General features: G+C 64.9%; 15 protein-coding genes. 4 read left to right on the forward strand and 11 right to left on the reverse strand.

Annotation, left to right across the window (positions count from 1 at the left end):
* Positions 1 to 59: 59 nt before the first annotated feature.
* From GWL_RS04985 to GWL_RS05005, 5 genes are all read right to left on the reverse strand, one after another.
* Positions 60 to 350 carry a copper-binding protein gene (locus GWL_RS04985; protein ID WP_034350108.1) on the reverse strand — a complete coding sequence of 97 codons (291 nt, stop codon included), beginning with the start codon at positions 348 to 350 and terminating at the stop codon, positions 60 to 62.
* A 99-nt stretch (positions 351 to 449) separates the two neighbouring features.
* Positions 450 to 1,838, reverse strand: coding sequence for a multicopper oxidase family protein (locus GWL_RS04990; protein ID WP_008327372.1), 1,389 nt, complete (start codon positions 1,836 to 1,838; stop codon positions 450 to 452).
* Positions 1,835 to 3,220: a TolC family protein gene (locus tag GWL_RS04995; RefSeq protein WP_034350109.1), complete on the reverse strand. Its 1,386-nt coding sequence runs from the start codon at positions 3,218 to 3,220 to the stop codon at positions 1,835 to 1,837. The genes GWL_RS04990 and GWL_RS04995 overlap by 4 nt, the downstream gene beginning before the upstream one ends.
* A gap of 92 nt (positions 3,221 to 3,312) precedes the next feature.
* The gene (locus tag GWL_RS05000) at positions 3,313 to 3,729 is read right to left on the reverse strand and encodes a DUF2946 family protein (protein ID WP_008327376.1); all 417 of its coding nucleotides are present in this window, start codon (positions 3,727 to 3,729) and stop codon (positions 3,313 to 3,315) included.
* 52 nt (positions 3,730 to 3,781) lie between these two features.
* The gene (locus GWL_RS05005) at positions 3,782 to 6,109 is read right to left on the reverse strand and encodes a heavy metal translocating P-type ATPase (protein WP_008327377.1); all 2,328 of its coding nucleotides are present in this window, start codon (positions 6,107 to 6,109) and stop codon (positions 3,782 to 3,784) included.
* Between the two features lie 81 nt (positions 6,110 to 6,190).
* On the opposite strand from GWL_RS05005, the gene cadR reads away from it, so the two are divergent.
* On the forward strand, positions 6,191 to 6,643 hold the full coding sequence (cadR, locus tag GWL_RS05010) for a Cd(II)/Pb(II)-responsive transcriptional regulator (protein ID WP_008327380.1): 453 nt from the start codon (positions 6,191 to 6,193) through the stop codon (positions 6,641 to 6,643).
* Positions 6,644 to 6,652: 9 nt separating this feature from the next.
* Here the strand turns inward: cadR and GWL_RS05015 are convergent, their stop codons facing one another.
* The 3 genes from GWL_RS05015 to GWL_RS05025 form a co-directional block, all read right to left on the reverse strand.
* The gene (locus GWL_RS05015; RefSeq protein WP_034350527.1) at positions 6,653 to 7,555 is read right to left on the reverse strand and encodes an alpha/beta fold hydrolase; all 903 of its coding nucleotides are present in this window, start codon (positions 7,553 to 7,555) and stop codon (positions 6,653 to 6,655) included.
* 209 nt (positions 7,556 to 7,764) lie between these two features.
* Entirely contained in the window at positions 7,765 to 8,187 is a 423-nt protein-coding gene (cueR, locus tag GWL_RS05020) for a Cu(I)-responsive transcriptional regulator (RefSeq protein ID WP_008327386.1), read from the reverse strand.
* Positions 8,188 to 8,189: 2 nt separating this feature from the next.
* A complete protein-coding gene (locus GWL_RS05025) occupies positions 8,190 to 10,442 on the reverse strand; it encodes a cation-translocating P-type ATPase (RefSeq protein ID WP_008327388.1) in 2,253 nt (750 codons plus the stop codon).
* A 164-nt stretch (positions 10,443 to 10,606) separates the two neighbouring features.
* Here GWL_RS05025 and GWL_RS05030 point away from each other — a divergent pair, with 164 nt between their 5' ends.
* Positions 10,607 to 10,807 (forward strand): heavy-metal-associated domain-containing protein, encoded by a 201-nt coding sequence (locus GWL_RS05030; protein ID WP_008327390.1) that lies wholly within the window; start codon positions 10,607 to 10,609, stop codon positions 10,805 to 10,807.
* 4 nt (positions 10,808 to 10,811) lie between these two features.
* Here the strand turns inward: GWL_RS05030 and GWL_RS05035 are convergent, their stop codons facing one another.
* From GWL_RS05035 to GWL_RS05045, 3 genes are read right to left on the reverse strand one after another with little or no spacing between them, the layout of a single operon-like run.
* Positions 10,812 to 11,981, reverse strand: a complete 1,170-nt coding sequence (locus GWL_RS05035; protein WP_008327392.1) for a VWA domain-containing protein — start codon at positions 11,979 to 11,981, stop codon at positions 10,812 to 10,814.
* A 21-nt stretch (positions 11,982 to 12,002) separates the two neighbouring features.
* Positions 12,003 to 12,590 carry a GNAT family N-acetyltransferase gene (locus GWL_RS05040; protein WP_008327394.1) on the reverse strand — a complete coding sequence of 196 codons (588 nt, stop codon included), beginning with the start codon at positions 12,588 to 12,590 and terminating at the stop codon, positions 12,003 to 12,005.
* 26 nt (positions 12,591 to 12,616) lie between these two features.
* Positions 12,617 to 13,492 (reverse strand): MoxR family ATPase, encoded by an 876-nt coding sequence (locus tag GWL_RS05045; protein ID WP_008327395.1) that lies wholly within the window; start codon positions 13,490 to 13,492, stop codon positions 12,617 to 12,619.
* Between the two features lie 193 nt (positions 13,493 to 13,685).
* Here GWL_RS05045 and GWL_RS05050 point away from each other — a divergent pair, with 193 nt between their 5' ends.
* Together GWL_RS05050 and GWL_RS05055 are read left to right on the forward strand one after the other, a co-directional pair.
* Positions 13,686 to 15,935 (forward strand): site-specific recombinase, encoded by a 2,250-nt coding sequence (locus tag GWL_RS05050; protein ID WP_008327396.1) that lies wholly within the window; start codon positions 13,686 to 13,688, stop codon positions 15,933 to 15,935.
* A gap of 366 nt (positions 15,936 to 16,301) precedes the next feature.
* Positions 16,302 to 16,622 (forward strand): cytochrome c, encoded by a 321-nt coding sequence (locus GWL_RS05055; protein WP_034350112.1) that lies wholly within the window; start codon positions 16,302 to 16,304, stop codon positions 16,620 to 16,622.
* Positions 16,623 to 16,624 lie beyond the last annotated feature (2 nt).

Below are 16,624 nucleotides of genomic sequence, written 5' to 3' on the forward strand. Positions count from 1 at the left end.
GACAGCATGGTCGTCGGGACGACGAAATTGCGCATCGTCCCGAGCTCGCCCTGGCAAGATCAGCGCTTTTCTTCCAGCGAGGTCACGGTCAGTGCACCATCGACCCGGTCGGCAGTAAAGCGGATCTTTTCACCTTCGCGCGCCCGCGCCAGGATCTCGGGCGTGGCCTTGAACACCATCGTCATGCCACCCATCTGCAAATTGGGAATCTCGCCATGACGGATGGTCAGCTTGCCATTGCCGGTGTCGACCTTGCGGATTTCACCCTCCACCTGCGGCGCATCACCCTGTGCGTGAGCCGCCCATGCGTCAAGACAAAGGACTACGGTGATGAGGAGCTTGCGTAACATGATCTTTCCTTTCATGAAGTCGTCAGCGAAGCACAGTCGCTGATTCAAAAAACAGTCATTCAACAATGAGATTGCCGGGGCCTTCAATGAGTCGAACATTCAATGATGCCCCTGATGCCCGCCGGGCTTGATGACCTCCAGCGTGGCCGGTGCGCCGGAGCCGGACTGGTCCGGTGTCGCCCGCCGTGCCTCGGGCATCTCGCCTTGCCATTCGCGCGCCACCGTGCCGGCAGGGGCGCGATACCAGCCGGGGTCCCGATAGTCATCCCGCGCCAGCGTGCGCCTAACCTTGACGGTGCTGAACATGCCACCCATCTCGATGGGTCCGTACGGTCCGCGTCCGGTCATCATGGGCAGAGTGTTGTCCGGCAGAGGCATCTCCATCTCGCCCATCGAGCCGCCCTTGTCGCCCATGACCATGTAGTCGGGAATGAGCCGGCTGATCTTGTTCACTACCTTGGACTGGTCAACCCCGATCATGGTCGGCACGTCATGGCCCATGGCGTTCATGGTGTGGTGCGCCTTGTGACAGTGCAGGGCCCAGTCGCCTTCTTCGGTGGCGTCAAACTCGATGGCGCGCATCTGGCCCACGGCAATGTCGGTGGTGACCTCAGGCCAGCGTGCCGATGGCGGCACCCAGCCGCCATCAGTGCCGGTGACGCTGAATTCGTGACCATGCAGATGCAGCGGATGATTGGTCATGGTGAGATTGCCCACGCGGATGCGCACCCGGTCGTTCTGTCGTACCACCAGCGGGTCGATCCCGGGGAAGGCACGACTGTTCCAGGTCCACAGGTTGAAGTCCAGCATGGTGCTGACCTTGGGGACGGCTGCCCCCGGCGCAATGTCGTAGGCATTCATCAGGAACACGAAATCGCGGTCCACCCGCATGAAGCCGGGGTCTCTGGGATGCGTGACCCAGAAGCCCATCATGCCCATGGCCATCTGCACCATCTCGTCGGCATGGGGGTGATACATGAAGGTACCGGCCCGTTTGGCCGTGAATTCGTAGACGTAGGTCTTGCCCGGCGGGATGGCCGGCTGCGTCAGGCCCGATACGCCATCCATGCCGTTGGGCAGGCGCTGGCCGTGCCAGTGCACCGACGTTGCCTCAGGCAGCTTGTTGGTGACGAAGATGCGCACCCGGTCGCCTTCCACCACTTCGATGGTCGGGCCGGGGCTCTGGCCGTTGTAGCCCCACAGCCTGGCCTTCATGCCGGGGGCGATTTCACGTTCCACCGCTTCGGCCACCAGATGGAATTCCTTGACGCCGTTCTTCATGCGCCAGGGCAGGGTCCAGCCGTTGAGCGTGACCACCGGCTGATAAGGGCGGCCATTGGCAGGTTGCAGTGGCGGCTGCGTCGCGGCGCTGGTTTGCAGCGCGGCTTCGGGCAGGCTGGCGGCGCCCGCGCGGCTGAGGGCGCCGGCGCTCACCGCCAGGGCCGCGCCTTGCAGGAAGTGGCGGCGTTGTTTGTCGGTCGGGTTCATGGTTGCTTTCCTGGTTGGGGATGGCCGCCCAGCGCCTGTTGCAGGCCGGCGTCGGCGATCCAGAAATCACGCTGGGCTTCGATGGCGGCGTTCACGGTGGCAGCCTGTTCGCGGGCGTCGGCCAGCAGGGCGAAGACGCTGATGAGCATGCCGTTGTAGCGCAGTACGTTTTCCTCGGCGATGCGCTGGCGTAGCGGCACCAGTTGATCCTGGAAACGTCGTGCCAGCGCATAGGCATCCTCCCGCTCGCGCCAGGCCAGGCGCGCCTGGGCGCGGGCATCGAGCACGCTGGCGGCCAGTTTTTGCGCGCCTTGCAGATAGATGGCCTCGGCCTTGGCCACGCGCGCCTGGCCCCAATCGAACAAGGGAATCTCCAGCGAGATTTCGTAACCGTTTTCGGGCGGCTTGCCGCGCTCGGTGGTCCGCACTGCGCCCAGGTCCAGCACGTTGATCAGGCGCGTGCTGCGGGTCAGGCCCAGCGAGGCTTGCAGGCCCTCCAGTTCGGTGCGCGCAGCCTGCACGTCCAGGCGCTGTTGCAGGGCTTGCTGTTCGATGTCGTCCACCGTATCAAGCTGCCGGGGCAGTGCCGGCAATTGCGCGGGCAGGGCGAAATCCGGCGCCAGGCCCAGCAGGCGGGCCAGCGCTTCCTTGTGTTGCGCCGCCTGCCGACGGGCCTGTTGCAGGCTGGCCTGGGCCTGTCCATAGAAGAACTGCTCGCGCGCCGCATCAAGCTGGCTGATATTGCCCAGCCGCGCCATCTGCGCGGCCAGTTCATGCGCGGCCTCGGCGGCGTCGGCTACTTGCTCCTGATACTGCAAGCCCTGCTGCGCGGCGACCGCCCGATAGTAGGCTTGTCGGGTCTGTGCTGCGACCGTCAGCACGCGCCCGGCCAGCCACAGACGGACCTGCTCGAAGCGCCGTTGCTCGATGCGCGAGGCAGCCGGCAGGGTGAGCAGGCGCATGAGGCCCAACGACAGGCTGCGTTCGATCTTCAGATCGTCACCGGCATGGGTGCGCTTGAAAGAAAACCCCGGATTGGGCAGCCGCCCGGCTTGCACCAGGTCGGCTTCGGCCACGCCGAGTTGGGCGAACTCGGCCTGCAGGTCCGGATTGTGGATGAGCGCAATCTGCACCGCATCGTCGGCGTTGGCCAGGCGCGCTGCACCGTCGGCAGGATCGTGCAGCAACTGGCGCACGCGCTCCTTGCTGGCCTGGGTTTGTTGCGGGGTGCGGTTCCAGGCAGGGGCCTGGCCGAGACGCGCGCTGCTGCTCTGCGCGAGCTGGTCGAAACCGCCGTCGGGCGACAGCTGCGCGCAGCCGGCCAGCAAGGTGCAGGCGGCCACGGCGGCAGTCCGCCAGGGACGTGAAACGTGGGACATCATGGAATCCTCGTCTGATGATGATCGTCATGCCCCGCACGCGCCGGGTTCGGCACGTGCGGGCTCAGACACACGCGAAGGTGTGCAGGGCGATGTCAGGCGAGGGCAGGGGGACGGTCGGGATTTTCCGGCAGATAGCCGACGAAGCCGGAAGCCGGCAGCGCGTTGAACTCGCGCGAGGGAAGATCGGGGGCAGGTGGTGCAGTCAAGGCCAGCGGCAGCAGGCCACCGACGGTGCAGGCGGCGCAGAAGCTGCAGGAGCCGTGGGCCTGTGGCTGTTGCTGTTGCTGATGTTCGGTCTGTGTATCATCGGCAGCGGCCACTTGCGCTGCTGCCAAATGATCCGCGTGATGTCCTTGATGCGTCTGATGTGCCTGCGGCATCGCCGACGCGTGATGCTGCAGCGACTGCTGTTGCCCGGGCGCGCAGGGCTGTAGCACTGCGGCCCATCCCTGGACGGGAATGGCCAGCGCCAGCAACCAGAGCAGGAGGAGTTTTGCGCGCAGCATCATGGGCGGCAGTATAGACCGCCGCTGCGCCGGCGATCAAGCTGTCGCGCCGGACTCAGGAGCCGGCCTTGCGCTGGCGCAAGCCGCGTACCAGGCGCAGTCCGTTGAAGACCACGATCAGGCTGGCTCCCATGTCGGCAAACACCGCCATCCACAACGAACTCATGCCCAGCAGCGCCAGCGCCAGGAACACCGCCTTGATGCCCAGCGCAATGCTGATGTTCTGCACCAGTACCGTATGGGCCTTGCGGCTCAAGCGGATGAAGTCGGGGATTTTGCGCAGGTCGTCATCCATCAGCGCCACATCGGCCGTTTCCAGCGCCGTGTCGGTACCGGCCGCGCCCATGGCGAAACCGATGTCGGCGCGCGCCAGCGCCGGGGCATCATTGATGCCATCGCCCACCATGCCCACGCTGCGCACGCCATGGCGCGCAGCGAGTTCCTCGATCACCTTGAGCTTGTCCTCCGGCAGTTGCTCGCCACGGGCATCGGCAATCCCGGTCTGCGCGGCGATGGCCTGGGCCGTGTGGCCATTGTCGCCGGTCAGCATGATGACCTCCACGCCCAGCGCCCGCAGCCCGGCCACCGCTTCCTTGCTGCCGGGACGCACGGTGTCGGCCACGGCGATCAACAACTGCGGCTGATCTTCGCGGCATAGCAGGGTAGTGGTCTTGCCCTGTTTTTCGAAGGCTTGCAGACGGGCTTCCAGTTCCGGGCTGCATTGGCCCAGCTCATGCACCAGACGGTGATTGCCCAGGTGCAGCATTTGTCCGCCAATGCGCCCCTGTACGCCGCGTCCGGCCAGCGCGGCAAAGTCGCTGACCTCCAGGGTGACGATCTCTTCCTGATCGGCAATGGCGCGCGAGACCGGATGATCCGAGCGCGCCGCCAGTGACACCGCCAGTTGCAACAGGGCCTGCTGGTCGGCATCGGCATGCAGCGAAACCACGTCGGTCACGCGTGGCTTGCCGAAGGTGAGGGTGCCGGTCTTGTCCAGCGCCAGGGTGCGCAGCTGGCGGCCTTGCTCCAGATAGACGCCGCCCTTGATCAGGATGCCATGGCGCGCCGCCGAGGCCAGGCCGCTGACGATGGTCACGGGGGTGGAGATGACCAGCGCGCAGGGGCAGGCGATCACCAGCAGCACCAGGGCCTTGTACAGCCAGGGCTGGAAGGGTGCGCCGGCCAGCAGCGGTGGCAGTAGCGCCACCAGCACGGCCATCGCGACGACGGCCGGGATGTAGTAGCGCGCAAAATGGTCGACGAAGCGTTGCGTAGGCGCGCGCTGGCCCTGTGCCTGCTGCACGCTCTTGACGATGCGCGCCAGCGTCGAATCACCTTGCACGGCTGTCACGCGCATCTCGAAGGCGCCCTGTTCATTGATGGTGCCGGCGAAGACCGGGTCACCTTCCTGCTTCTGTACCGGTATGCTTTCGCCGGTGATGGCAGCCTGGTTGATGCTGGTGCTACCAGACAGCAGTACACCATCCAGCGGTACACGTTCCCCAGGGCCCACCCGTACAGTGTCGTCCACTGTCACGGTACGGGCCGGTACAGTTGACCAGACACCGTCCTCGCCGCGCCGGGTCGCCATGTCGGGCGTCATCGCCATCAGTCCGGCAATGGCATGGCGGGCGCGGTCCAGTGACAGGGCTTCGATCATCTCGGCCAGGGTGAACAGCACGATCACTACGGCAGCTTCCGGCCACTGGCCGATCGCGGCGGCGCCGATGACGGCCAGCGACATCAGGAAATTCATGTTCAGCGAGACATTGCGCAGCGCGATCCAGCCCTTCTTGAGCGTGCCCAGTCCGCCCAGCAGGATGGCGGCGATGGCCAGGGCGATCACGGGCAGCGAGCGTTCATCCCCGCTGGTCCAGGCCAGCACTTCGGCGCCCAGAGCGGCCACGCCGGCCAGACCCAGCAGCGCCCAGCGGCGCGCCGGGATGCGATAGGCGGCGGCCTGGTCGGGGGCGTCACGTCCGGCTTCGGCGTCCAGCGAGTCGGACTTCACGGCAGGCAGCATGTCCAGTGCCTTCAAGGTGTCCACCAGCGGGGCGATGGAAGGCAACTGGTGTTGCACGGTCAGCTCGCGCTGGATCAGGTTGAAGGCCAGCGTACCCACGCCGGGCATCTGCGCGAGGCGTTCGCGGATGAGCTTTTCTTCGGTCGGGCAATCCATCTTCTGGATGAAGAAGACCGCCTCTTCGGTCGCCCCCTCCAGCTGCGCCGCCGCCACCGGGGCAGAGACCGCCTCGTTGCTGGCGCAGCCATGGCCGGCGCAGCAGCCGTGGGCCTGTGTCCGGGGAGCATGCGCGTGGTCGTGGTCATGCTGGTCATGCGAGTGATGGTGATCGTGCTTGTGCTTGTGCGAATGGGCAGTCATTGAGCGCTCCTTGTGCAGCCAACAGGTTTCAGGGGTATATTAAAAACCCTGAAGTAACTACAAGGTCAAGCGAGGATCATCATGGATACGCTCAAGATCGGCGACCTGGCCACTCAGGCCGATTGCCCGGTGGAAACCATCCGTTATTACGAGAAGCAGGCGCTGTTACCCGCGCCCACGCGCTCGCAGTCCAACTACCGCCTCTATGGTGTGCGGCATGTGGAGCGCTTGCAGTTCATCCGTCATTGCCGCTCGCTGGACATGACGCTCGACGAGGTGCGCGAGCTGCTGCGCCTGCGCGATGCGCCCGAGCAGAATTGCGGGGAAGTCAACGCGCTGCTGGACAAGCACATCGGCCACGTGGCCCAGCGCATTGCGCAGTTGCAGGCGCTGCAGGCGCAGCTGCAGCAGTTGCGCGCCCAGTGCGAGGTGGAGCAACCGGCGCGCGATTGCGGCATCCTGCAAGGGCTGGCCAGCCTGCCCGATGACCTCAAGCCGGCCAACCTGGGCAGCCATGGCGGCGGCTGCCATTGAGGCCCGTCTTCAGGCCGGGCGTGCCAGCCAGGCCAGCACTTCCTCGATCACTTCATCGGGTTTTTCACGCTGGGGAAAATGCCCGGCGCCCGGGATGAGCACACGGCGGTAGGCCTGGCCGAAGTACTGCTCCCGTTCTTCCGAAGTCGAGGGATGATTGGCACCATCCTCGGTGCCGTGCAGCACCAGCGTGGGCACCATGATGCGCGGCGTCTCCAGCAATTTGGCTTCCAGTGCCGCATAGGCGGGATCGCCTTCGGCAAAGCCCCAGCGATGACGATAGGAATGCACGCAGATATCGGCCCAGTCAGGATTCTCGAAGGAGGCGGCGGTATTGGCGAATTCACTCTCGGCGAATTTCCACGACGGTGACCAGGTATTCCACATGAAGCGTGCAAAGCCACGGCGGTCCTCGCGCAGTTCGGCCTGACCGCGCGGGGTGGCGAAGAACCAGTGATACCAGTAGTTGCGCGATTGCTGCAGTGACAGTTTCTGGTCCGGCGTATTGGTTCCCCAGCCCACGGAGAGGGCGATGCAGTGGCTGATGCGTGCGGGCGTCTGCGAGGCCGCAATGTAGGCCGCCCGCGCGCCCCAGTCGTGGCCGATGACGCCATAGCGCTCCAGCCCCAGAGCATCGGCAAAGGCCATCAGGTCGCTGCCCAGTGCGGCCAGCTGGCCGCTGCGGGGCGTCGATTCGGACAGGAAAGAGGTCGGACCGTAGCCGCGCAGGTAGGGCCGGATCACCCGGTAGCCGGCCGCCCGCAAGGGCCGCAGGAAGGAGTCCCAGGTGCGTACGTCATCCGGCCAGCCATGCAGCAGGATCACGGCAGGCGCCTCGGGCGGGCCGCTGGTCTCAAAGCCGATGCGCAGCCTGTCGGTTTCAACGAAACTCAAGTGATTGCTCTGTGGCATCGCGGACATCCCCCCTTTATCTTTATGCGGGTGATCTTGACCCTACCCGGATAACGTAATTTTGAGTGACATATGAAGGGTAATTATCATCTCAAGTCCGGTTGCGCGCTGCAAGCCTGGCATTTTTTGCTCTGGTGAAGGATTTCACCGTTTTGCCAGGATGGCTTGCCTCATCCACGCGGTGCTCGTCGGCGGCCAGGGCGGCATCGTCATGTGCGCGCCTGCGCATCGGTGCAGCACGGTGCTGCGGCCCCGAGCGCATCGAGGATGGGGCAGTCGGGGCGGCTGTCGCCATGGCAGTCCTGCACCAGCCGTTCCAGCGTGGTCTTCATGCCTTGCAGTTCGCGGATGCGTTGCTCCAGTTCGCCGATGTGGGTCTGCGCCAGTTGCTTGACCTTGCGGCTGGAGCGCGACTGGTCCAGCCACAGCCCGATCAGGTCGCTCACCTGGGCCATGGAAAACCCCAGTTGCCGGGCCTGGCGGATGAAGCGCAGCAGGTGCACCTCGCGCTCGCCGTAGACGCGGTAACCGGCATCGGTGCGCCCGGCCTTGGGGATGAGTCCCGTTTCTTCATAATGGCGGATCATCTTGGCCGAGACACCCGAGGCGCTGGCGGCTTGTCCGATATTCATGTTCACTTCTCCGTTGTAGCGGGCCCATGCGGGCGCCAGCGGCGCAGCAGCAGGGCATTGCTGACCACGCTGACGCTGGAAAAGGCCATCGCCGCGCCCGCCAGCATGGGATTGAGCAGACCGAAGGCGGCCAGCGGAATGCCGACCAGATTGTAGATGAAGGCCCAGAACAGGTTCTGGCGGATCTTGCCGTAGGTACGGCGGGAGATGTCGATGGCATCGGCCGCCAGACCCGGGTCGCCATACATCAGCGTCACGCCGGCGGCCTGCATGGCGACGTCGGTGCCGCTGGACATGGCCATGCCCACATCGGCGGCGGCCAGCGCGGGCGCATCATTGACGCCATCCCCGACCATGGCCACCACGTGCTTGCCGCCTTCACGCAAGGCCGCTACCGCCTCGGCCTTGTCGCCCGGCAGCACTTCGGCACGTACCTCCCGGATCCCCAGTGCCGCAGCGACCTGTTGCGCCGCGCCCCGGTTGTCGCCACTGAGCATGGCGGTGCGCATGCCCAGGGCGTGCAGGGCGGCGATGGCTTCCCGTGCGCCCGGCTTGATCTCGTCGCCGAAGGCCAGCAGGCCCAGGATACGGACTTCCCCGGCCTGGCGTTCGGCCAGCCAGGACAGGGTGCGGCCCTGTGCCTGCAGCGCGTCGGCCCGTGCTTGCAGGGCTGGCGCGCTGGCCTGCAACTGCTGCATCCAGCCACTGCTGCCCAGACAGAGCATCCGGCCTGCGACTTCGCCTTCGATGCCCAGTCCGGCCACGCTGCGCACCTGGCCGGCCGGTGGCACGGACAAGGACTGGCGGGCCGCTGCCGCCTCCAGTACGGCGCGTGCCAGCGGATGTTCGCTGCGTGCCTGCAGGGCGGCGGCCAGGGCCAGCAAGTGGTCTTGCTGATCCTCTGCGGTGGCGGCTGCGCCGTACAGTTCGGTCAGGCGCGGACGGCCCACGGTGAGCGTACCGGTCTTGTCGAAGGCGATCACATCGACCCGATGCGCAATCTCCAGCGCCTGCGCATCCTTGATGAGGATGCCGTGACGCGCCGCCACGCCGGTCCCGGCCATGATGGCCGTGGGCGTGGCCAGGCCCAGCGCGCAAGGGCAGGCGATGACCATCACCGCCACCGCATTGAGCAGGGCCTGTTGCCAGTGTCCTGTGGCCAGGCCCCAGGCGCAGAAGGTGATGGCCGAGATCAGCAGCACGGCAGGGACGAAGACGGCACTGACCTGGTCCACCAGTCGCTGGATCGGCGCCTTGGCTGCCTGGGCCTGTTCCACCATGCGCACGATGCGCGCCAGCATGGTTTCGGCACCGATGGCGGTGGCTTCGAAGACCAGCACACCGTCGGTATTGATGGCGCCGGCGGCGAGCTGGTCGCCGGCTTGCTTGGCCTGCGGACGACTCTCGCCGGTCAGCAAGGCTTCGTCCAAATGGCTGCGACCCTCTTTGACGATGCCGTCGACCGGGACCCGCTCGCCCGGACGCAGCACAACCAGGTCCCCCACGCGCACCTGCGCCAGCGGCACGTCGATGTCCTGTCCGTCACGGCGTACCCGGGCACGGTCCGGCCGCAAGGCGTTGAGCGCCGCGATGGCATCGGCGGTCTGCCGCTTGGCGCGGCCTTCCAGCCATTTGCCCAGCAGCACCAGGGTGATGACCACGGCCGAACTTTCGAAGTAGAGATGCGGCATGGTCATGGCGTGATCGGTCATGGCCGGCAGGCTCAGCCATTGCCACAGCGACAGTCCGTAGGCCGCACTGGTGCCCAGGGCCACCAGCAGGTCCATGTTGCCCGAGCGGGCGCGCAGCGCACCCCAGCCCGCATGATAGAAACGCCAGCCCAGCCAGAACTGTACCGGCGTGGCCAGCAGCCATTGCCACAGCGGGGGCAGGCTCCAGGTGATGCCCAGCGGGGCCAGCAGCATGGGCAAGACCAGCGGCAGCGACAGCGCGGCCGCGACCGCCACCGGCCACCAGCTGGGCAGGCCTCGTGCGGTGGCGGCCGGTGCGGCAGTCTCTTCGGGAATGTGTTGGCGGGCCTGATAACCGGCCTTTTCGATGGCGGCAATCAGGATGGCCGGGGCCACGGTATCGGCCGTGGCGATGCTGGCGCGTTCGGTGGCCAGGTTGACGCTGACGTCGGTTACGCCAGGGACTTTCTTGAGGGCCTTCTCCACGCGCATCACGCAGGAGGCACAGCTCATGCCTTCGATGTCGAGGCTGATCTCGGCGGCAGCTGGGGTGGAAGTGGACATGGCGACAACTCCGGAAGGATGGATCGAAGCCTGTATCATCATCCTTCCCATGATGGTAAGGTCAAGCCCGATTCTCGCATGGATGCCTGTTCTTGCGCTTGACCTTGCCATGGCAGGAAGGTTTAAGCTTCCGTCACTGACTTCATTTCATGAAAGGAAACGCCATGAGCACCACCTTCACCGTCAACGACATGACCTGCAACCACTGCGCCGGCGTCATCACCAAGGCCGTCAAGGAGGTAGACGCCAATGCCAGGGTCGATATTGCCGTGGCCGACAAGCGCGTGGTCATCGACAGCAGCCTGCCGGCGCAACAGTTTGCCGAGGCCATCGAGGAAGCAGGCTATACCCCGGTCGCGGCCTGAGGACCTACTTGCTGAGCAATCGCATCGCTCCCTCCAGCCCATCCATGGTCAGCGGGAACATGCGGTTGTTCATGAGCTGGCGGATCAGCGCGATCGATTGCCGGTATTGCCACAGGCCTTCCGGCTCGGGATTGAGCCAGACGAAGTGCGGGAAGGTGCTGGTGAAGCGCTGCAGCCATTCGGCGCCCGCTTCCGCATTGTTGTATTCCACCGAGCCGCCCGGCTGCACGATTTCGTAAGGGCTCATGGTGGCATCGCCCACGAAGATGAGCTTGGTATCGGGCGTGTACTTGCGCAGCACATCCCAGGTCGGGAAGCGCTCGGCGTGGCGGCGGCGATTGTTCTTCCACAGATAGTCATACACGCAGTTGTGGAAGTAGAAGAAATCCATGTTCTTGAACTCGGTCCGGGCCGCCGAGAACAGTTCTTCGGTGCGGGCGATGTGGTCATCCATCGATCCGCCCACATCGAAGAGCATCAACACCTTGATCTTGTTCTTGCGCTCGGGCTGCATGCGGATGTCGAGGTAGCCGGCATTGCTGGCAGTGGCGCGGATGGTGTCGTCCAGCGCCAGTTCTTCCTCCAGTCCTTCCCGGGCAAAGCGGCGCAGGCGGCGCAGCGCCACCTTGATGTTGCGCGTGCCCAGTTCGCGTTCGCCGTCGTAGTCCTTGTATTCGCGTTCCTCCCACACCTTCACCGCGCTGCGCTGGCCGCCCTTGCCGCCGATGCGGATGCCTTCCGGGTTGAAACCGCCGTGGCCGAAGGGCGATACCCCGCCGGTGCCGATCCATTTGCTGCCGCCTTCGTGGCGCTCCTTCTGTTCTTCCAACAATTGCTTCAAGCGATCCATCAGCTTGTCGTAGCCGAACTTCTCGATGGCGGCCTTCTGCTCGGGCGTGAGGTCGCGCTGCAATTGCTTGACCAGCCATTCCAGCGGAATCTCCGGCCGCTTCTCGAAGATCGTTTCGATGCCCTTGAAGTAGGCTCCGAAGGCGCGGTCGAACTTGTCGAAGTGGGCCTCGTCCTTGACCAGCGTCAGGCGCGAGAGAAAATAGAACTCATCCAGCGAAGGTGAAATGACCTGCTTGTCCATCGCCTCCAGCAAGGTGAGGAATTCCTTGATCGAGGCCGGTACGCCAGCCTGTTTCACGGTGTAGAAGAAGTCGATCAGCATGGCACCCGTCTGGCCGCCGTCTCAGCGGCCCAGCTTGAATTGAAGATGACGACGCACCGTCGGCCACTCCGATTCGATGATGGAAAACACGACCGTGTCGCGGTAGGAACCGTCCGGCATGCGCTGGTGATTGCGCAGGATGCCATCCTGCTTTGCCCCCAGTCGCGCGATGGCCGCACGCGATTGCTGGTTCATCCAGTGGGTGCGGAATTCGACGGCGATGCAGTGCATGTCCTCGAAGGCGTGCGTCAACAGCATCAGCTTGCACTCGGTATTGATGCCGGTACGCTGGGCGCTGGCGGCATACCAGGTGGAGCCGATCTCCACGCGCCGGTTGGCCACGTCGGCGTTCATGTAGGTGGTCATGCCGCACAGCGCGCCGGTGTCATTGCGGCGGATCACGAAGGGCAGCATGCTGCCCTGCTGCTGCAGATGCAGGCGGCGTTCGATCTCGGCGCGCATGGTTTCCGGCTTGGGGATGGCGGTGTACCAGAGCTTCCACAGCTTGCCGTCCGAGACGGCGGCGATGAGCGCATCGTGATGCTCGGCATGCAGCGGCTCGACAGTGGCAAACTGGCCCTTCAGGGTGATCGGCGAAAGGAATTGCATGACGGCTCCCGAAAATGGAGACAGCTTCAGCGATTGTTGCGCGACATGAAGACCAGCCGCTCGAACAGATGCACGTCCTGCTCGTTCTTGAGCAGGGCCCCATGCAGAGGCGGCACCACGGCCTTGTTGTCGGGATTGTGCAGGGTCTCGGGCGCGATATCCTCGGCCATGAGCAGCTTGAGCCAGTCGATCAGTTCCGAGGTCGAGGGCTTCTTCTTGATGCCCGGTACCTCGCGCACCTGATAGAACGCCTCCAGCGCGCGCGCCAGCAGATCGCGCTTGATGTGCGGGAAGTGCACATCGACAATCTGCTGCATGGTCTGTTTGTCGGGGAACTTGATGTAGTGGAAGAAGCAGCGGCGCAGGAAGGCGTCCGGCAATTCCTTCTCGTTGTTGGAGGTGATGACCACTAGCGGGCGGTGCTTCGCGCGCACCAGTTCACGCGTCTCGTAGACGTAGAACTCCATGCGGTCGATTTCACGCAACAGGTCGTTGGGGAACTCGATATCGGCCTTGTCGATCTCGTCGATCAGCAGCACCACCGGTTCCTCGGCGGTGAAGGCCTGCCACAGCACGCCCTTGACGATGTAGTTGTGGATGTCCTTGACGCGCTCGTCGCCCAGTTGCGAATCGCGCAGGCGCGACACGGCATCGTATTCGTAGAGGCCCTGCTGGGCCTTGGTGGTGGACTTGATGTGCCACTGCAGCAGCGGGCGGCCCAGGGCGGCCGCCACTTCCTCGGCCAGCATGGTCTTGCCGGTGCCGGGTTCGCCCTTGATGAGCAGCGGACGTTGCAGGGTGAGGGCGGCATTGACGGCCAGCTTGAGGTCATCAGTGGCTACATAATGCTCGCTGCCGGTGAATTTGCCCGGCTTGGCGGAAGCGGTGGAATGATCTGGCATGGATGCTGTCCTTGTCAGGTTGCAGTGGTCGGCGTGCCGACAGGATGCGGCATTGCAGCAGCCGTGCCGGACGTTTCCATGAGTATAAGGGAAAAGCTGCACACCTCCGCGACCGCTTGAAATTGGTGAAAACGTTCCTATATCAAGGGCTACGCATGCAACAAACTGACAGCGCCCCAGGCGCTCACTGCCCATGAAATTTCTTTTCTTCAAGATGCTGGTGGTGTGGAGACGAATGCGTCACGGCATGCAGGCGCGTTACATGGATCGCCATGATGTCGGCCGGCAACTGGAGGTCTTGATGCGCCGCATCGATCCCGCCGCCAGCTGGCATGAGCGGGCCAACTGGATGATCGACGTGGCCGAATGGCTGCGCCATCGTCCGGCCGTCTCGCTGCTGGATCGTCAGGCCTGGCACCAGGTGCGGCGCCAACGTCTGGCCATCATGCTGGACTGGCTGGATCAGCACCGCGACGTGCGGCGCGCGGTCCAGAACGCGTTGCAAAAGACCCTGCGCGAAGCCACCGGCCCCGAACTCTTTTCCACCACCGGCCTGCCGCACGAGCCTGGCTTCTTCGGCGAACTGAGCGAACGCCTGGCCCGGCTGGTCCTGCCGCGCCACCTCTCGCCGACCGATCTGTCCTCGCTCTTCACGGCCATGTTCCCCGATCCGGACGACGCCGCCTGGTTGCTGGAGCTGGACAATGACCTGCTGCAACGGCTGTGGAAACTGATGGCCGATGATGGGATTTCCCACATGTACTGGCAGCAGATCGAGGAAGCCATCACCTACCTGACCACGACCGTGGTGGCCGACGGTATCAGCCCGGCCTTCCGCCAGCGCCTGGAACCCAAGATGCCGATGCGCGCCACGCCCTTCCTGGCGCTGCGGCGCGAGATGGAAACCTGGTTGCGCGCCCAGCCGGGCGATCTGGGTGCCTTGCGCAGCGTGCGCATGCTGGTGGCGGTATGTCATGCCCAGACCGATCGTATCTATGCGCACCTGGATGAGTACGGGGTCTCGGTCAGCCTGGTGTATCGGGTCGAGCGCATGCGCGCGCACCTGCAGCGCATCGGGCGGCTCATCGACGTGCGTTCCGGCGTGCCCGGCCCGGTCATCAGCCCGGCCATCCCCGGCATGGTGGCCAGGCCGGCTGCATTGGCCGGGGCAGGGCGCATGCAGTTGCTGCTGTGCGACCTGATCTCCGCCCATCATCATCGCGATTCGGTACGCGGCCTGATGCGACGCAGCTTTGCCCTGCTGGCGCGCAAGATGGTGGAGCGCAATGCCGATCATCGCGAGCAGGCCATTGCCCGTGACGGTGCCGGTTACCGCCGCGTGATGCGCGCGGGCCTGCTGGGCGGGGCGGTCATCGCCGCCACCGCGCTGCTCAAGCAGAGCCTGTCCACGCTGGGCGTGGTGCACTTCGTCGATGGCGCTCTGGCTTCACTCAACTACGCCGCCAGCTTCCTGCTCATTGCCGCGCTGGGCGGTGTGCTGGCCACCCGCCAGCCGGCCGTGACGGCCCCCGCGCTGGCCTCCCGGATGGGGGACCTCGATAGCGAGGGCATGCGCGATCTCATCGCCGAATCCGGCCAGCTGCTGCGCTCGCAGTCGGCGGGCATCTTCGGCAACCTGCTGGCCGTGATTCCGGTGACGGCCGCCTTGTGCGCGCTGGGCTGGTTTGCGCTGGGCGCCAGGCCCATGCCGCTTGACCAGGCGCGCCAGGCCATCAGCGCGCTTTCGCTGGTGGGGCCTACCCCGTTGTATGCCGCATTGACCGGTGTCTTGCTCTGGCTGGCCAGCCTGGCGGCGGGGTTTGCCGACAACTGGTTCGCCCTGCGCCGGGTACGCGAGGTGGTGTCCAACCATCGTCGCCTGGTGCACGCACTGGGTGCCTTGCGTGCCCAGCGCTGCGCCGCCTGGCTGGAGCGCAATGTCGCCACCATCGCCGGTAGCCTGGCCTTGGCCCTGCTGCTGGGGATGGCGCCGGTCGTGGCCGCTTTCTTCAGTCTGCCGCTGGATATCCGCCATGTGACGCTGGCCGCCGGCACGCTGACGGCGGCGGTCTTCAGCCTGGGCTGGGATGCGCTGATGACGCCGGCCTTCTGGTTGGCGGCCGGTGGCGTGGTCGTCACGGCCTTGTTGTCGGTGGCGGTCGCCTTCGCCTGTGCCCTGGCGCTGGCGCTGCGCTCGCGCGACCTGCCGCGTCGGGCCCGCAATATCGCCATGCGGGCGGTGTTGCGCCGATTCGTCGCGCGGCCCTTGTTCTTCATCCTTCCGCAAAAGACCGATGCGGCAGTGCAGGATGACTCCGCAGACGACGAGGAAGGCGACGATGACGGCCAGGGCGGGTCCCCCGAGGATGAGCCGCAGCCGCGCCTGGCTTCACTTGAGCACAAGCAAGATATGCAGGTTCAGGCCACACAACATGTCGCCTAGGCTTGGCATCAGCCAGATGCCATAGCGTTAATATTGCAGCGCATATAATCCGTGAATCGCCCGCCCGGCCTTGCCTGGCGGGCGATTGCGTCTGATGGTGCGGGTTTGCAGGCAGGGATGACGCTGCCGGTTTTATTGGTTAGAATCGGAAGCGTTTTTTGCGCAAGGCAGGGGGAGTGGAGAGACAAGCTTGAGCCGAAACATCGGTTCAGCCATAGCAGAACAGCCAAACCTGCAATACCAGGGCAATCGAACAAGCACGATAAAGTTTGCCGCTGGCAGCAAAAAAGATGCGTTTCGTCGGGTGTCCGTCGCGCCGTCGTTGAGGCGGGGCGGATGGCAAGTTCACTCACTTACCCTGCTCACATGAAAAAACACCTCGTGTTTCTTGCCCTGGCCGGCATGCTTGGCAGTGCGTCTGCGGCCGACATTGTCGGCAATGCCAAGGCTGCTGAAAACAAAGTCTCCATGTGCATCGGTTGCCATGGCATCCCCGGCTACAAAGCCAGCTATCCCGAGGTCTACCAGGTGCCGATGCTGGGCGGGCAGTCTGCCAAGTACCTCGAGAATGCGCTGCGCGCCTACCAGAAGGGGGAGCGCAAGCATCCGACCATGATGGGCGTGGCCGCCAGCCTGTCGGACCAGGACATCGCCGACCTGGCCGCCTACTATTCGCAGCAGAAGTGAGG

It is taken from the genome of Herbaspirillum sp. GW103, from assembly GCF_000261365.1.
GTDB lineage: Bacteria > Pseudomonadota > Gammaproteobacteria > Burkholderiales > Burkholderiaceae_D > Herbaspirillum.

Bases quoted from the DNA above. Each gene is read 5' to 3' on its own strand.
- GWL_RS05050 (WP_008327396.1), top strand. From the start codon at position 13,686: ATGAAATTTCTTTTCTTCAAGATGCTGGTGGTGTGGAGACGAATGCGT.
- GWL_RS04985 (WP_034350108.1), bottom strand. From the start codon at position 350: ATGTTACGCAAGCTCCTCATCACCGTAGTCCTTTGTCTTGACGCATGG.
- cueR (WP_008327386.1), bottom strand. From the start codon at position 8,187: ATGAATATCGGACAAGCCGCCAGCGCCTCGGGTGTCTCGGCCAAGATG.
- GWL_RS05035 (WP_008327392.1), bottom strand. From the start codon at position 11,981: ATGCTGATCGACTTCTTCTACACCGTGAAACAGGCTGGCGTACCGGCC.
- GWL_RS05000 (WP_008327376.1), bottom strand. From the start codon at position 3,729: ATGATGCTGCGCGCAAAACTCCTCCTGCTCTGGTTGCTGGCGCTGGCC.
- GWL_RS05045 (WP_008327395.1), bottom strand. From the start codon at position 13,492: ATGCCAGATCATTCCACCGCTTCCGCCAAGCCGGGCAAATTCACCGGC.
- cadR (WP_008327380.1), top strand. From the start codon at position 6,191: ATGGATACGCTCAAGATCGGCGACCTGGCCACTCAGGCCGATTGCCCG.
- GWL_RS05005 (WP_008327377.1), bottom strand. From the start codon at position 6,109: ATGACTGCCCATTCGCACAAGCACAAGCACGATCACCATCACTCGCAT.
- GWL_RS04990 (WP_008327372.1), bottom strand. From the start codon at position 1,838: ATGAACCCGACCGACAAACAACGCCGCCACTTCCTGCAAGGCGCGGCC.
- GWL_RS05025 (WP_008327388.1), bottom strand. From the start codon at position 10,442: ATGTCCACTTCCACCCCAGCTGCCGCCGAGATCAGCCTCGACATCGAA.
- GWL_RS05040 (WP_008327394.1), bottom strand. From the start codon at position 12,590: ATGCAATTCCTTTCGCCGATCACCCTGAAGGGCCAGTTTGCCACTGTC.
- GWL_RS04995 (WP_034350109.1), bottom strand. From the start codon at position 3,220: ATGATGTCCCACGTTTCACGTCCCTGGCGGACTGCCGCCGTGGCCGCC.
- GWL_RS05030 (WP_008327390.1), top strand. From the start codon at position 10,607: ATGAGCACCACCTTCACCGTCAACGACATGACCTGCAACCACTGCGCC.
- GWL_RS05055 (WP_034350112.1), top strand. From the start codon at position 16,302: ATGAAAAAACACCTCGTGTTTCTTGCCCTGGCCGGCATGCTTGGCAGT.
- GWL_RS05015 (WP_034350527.1), bottom strand. From the start codon at position 7,555: ATGCCACAGAGCAATCACTTGAGTTTCGTTGAAACCGACAGGCTGCGC.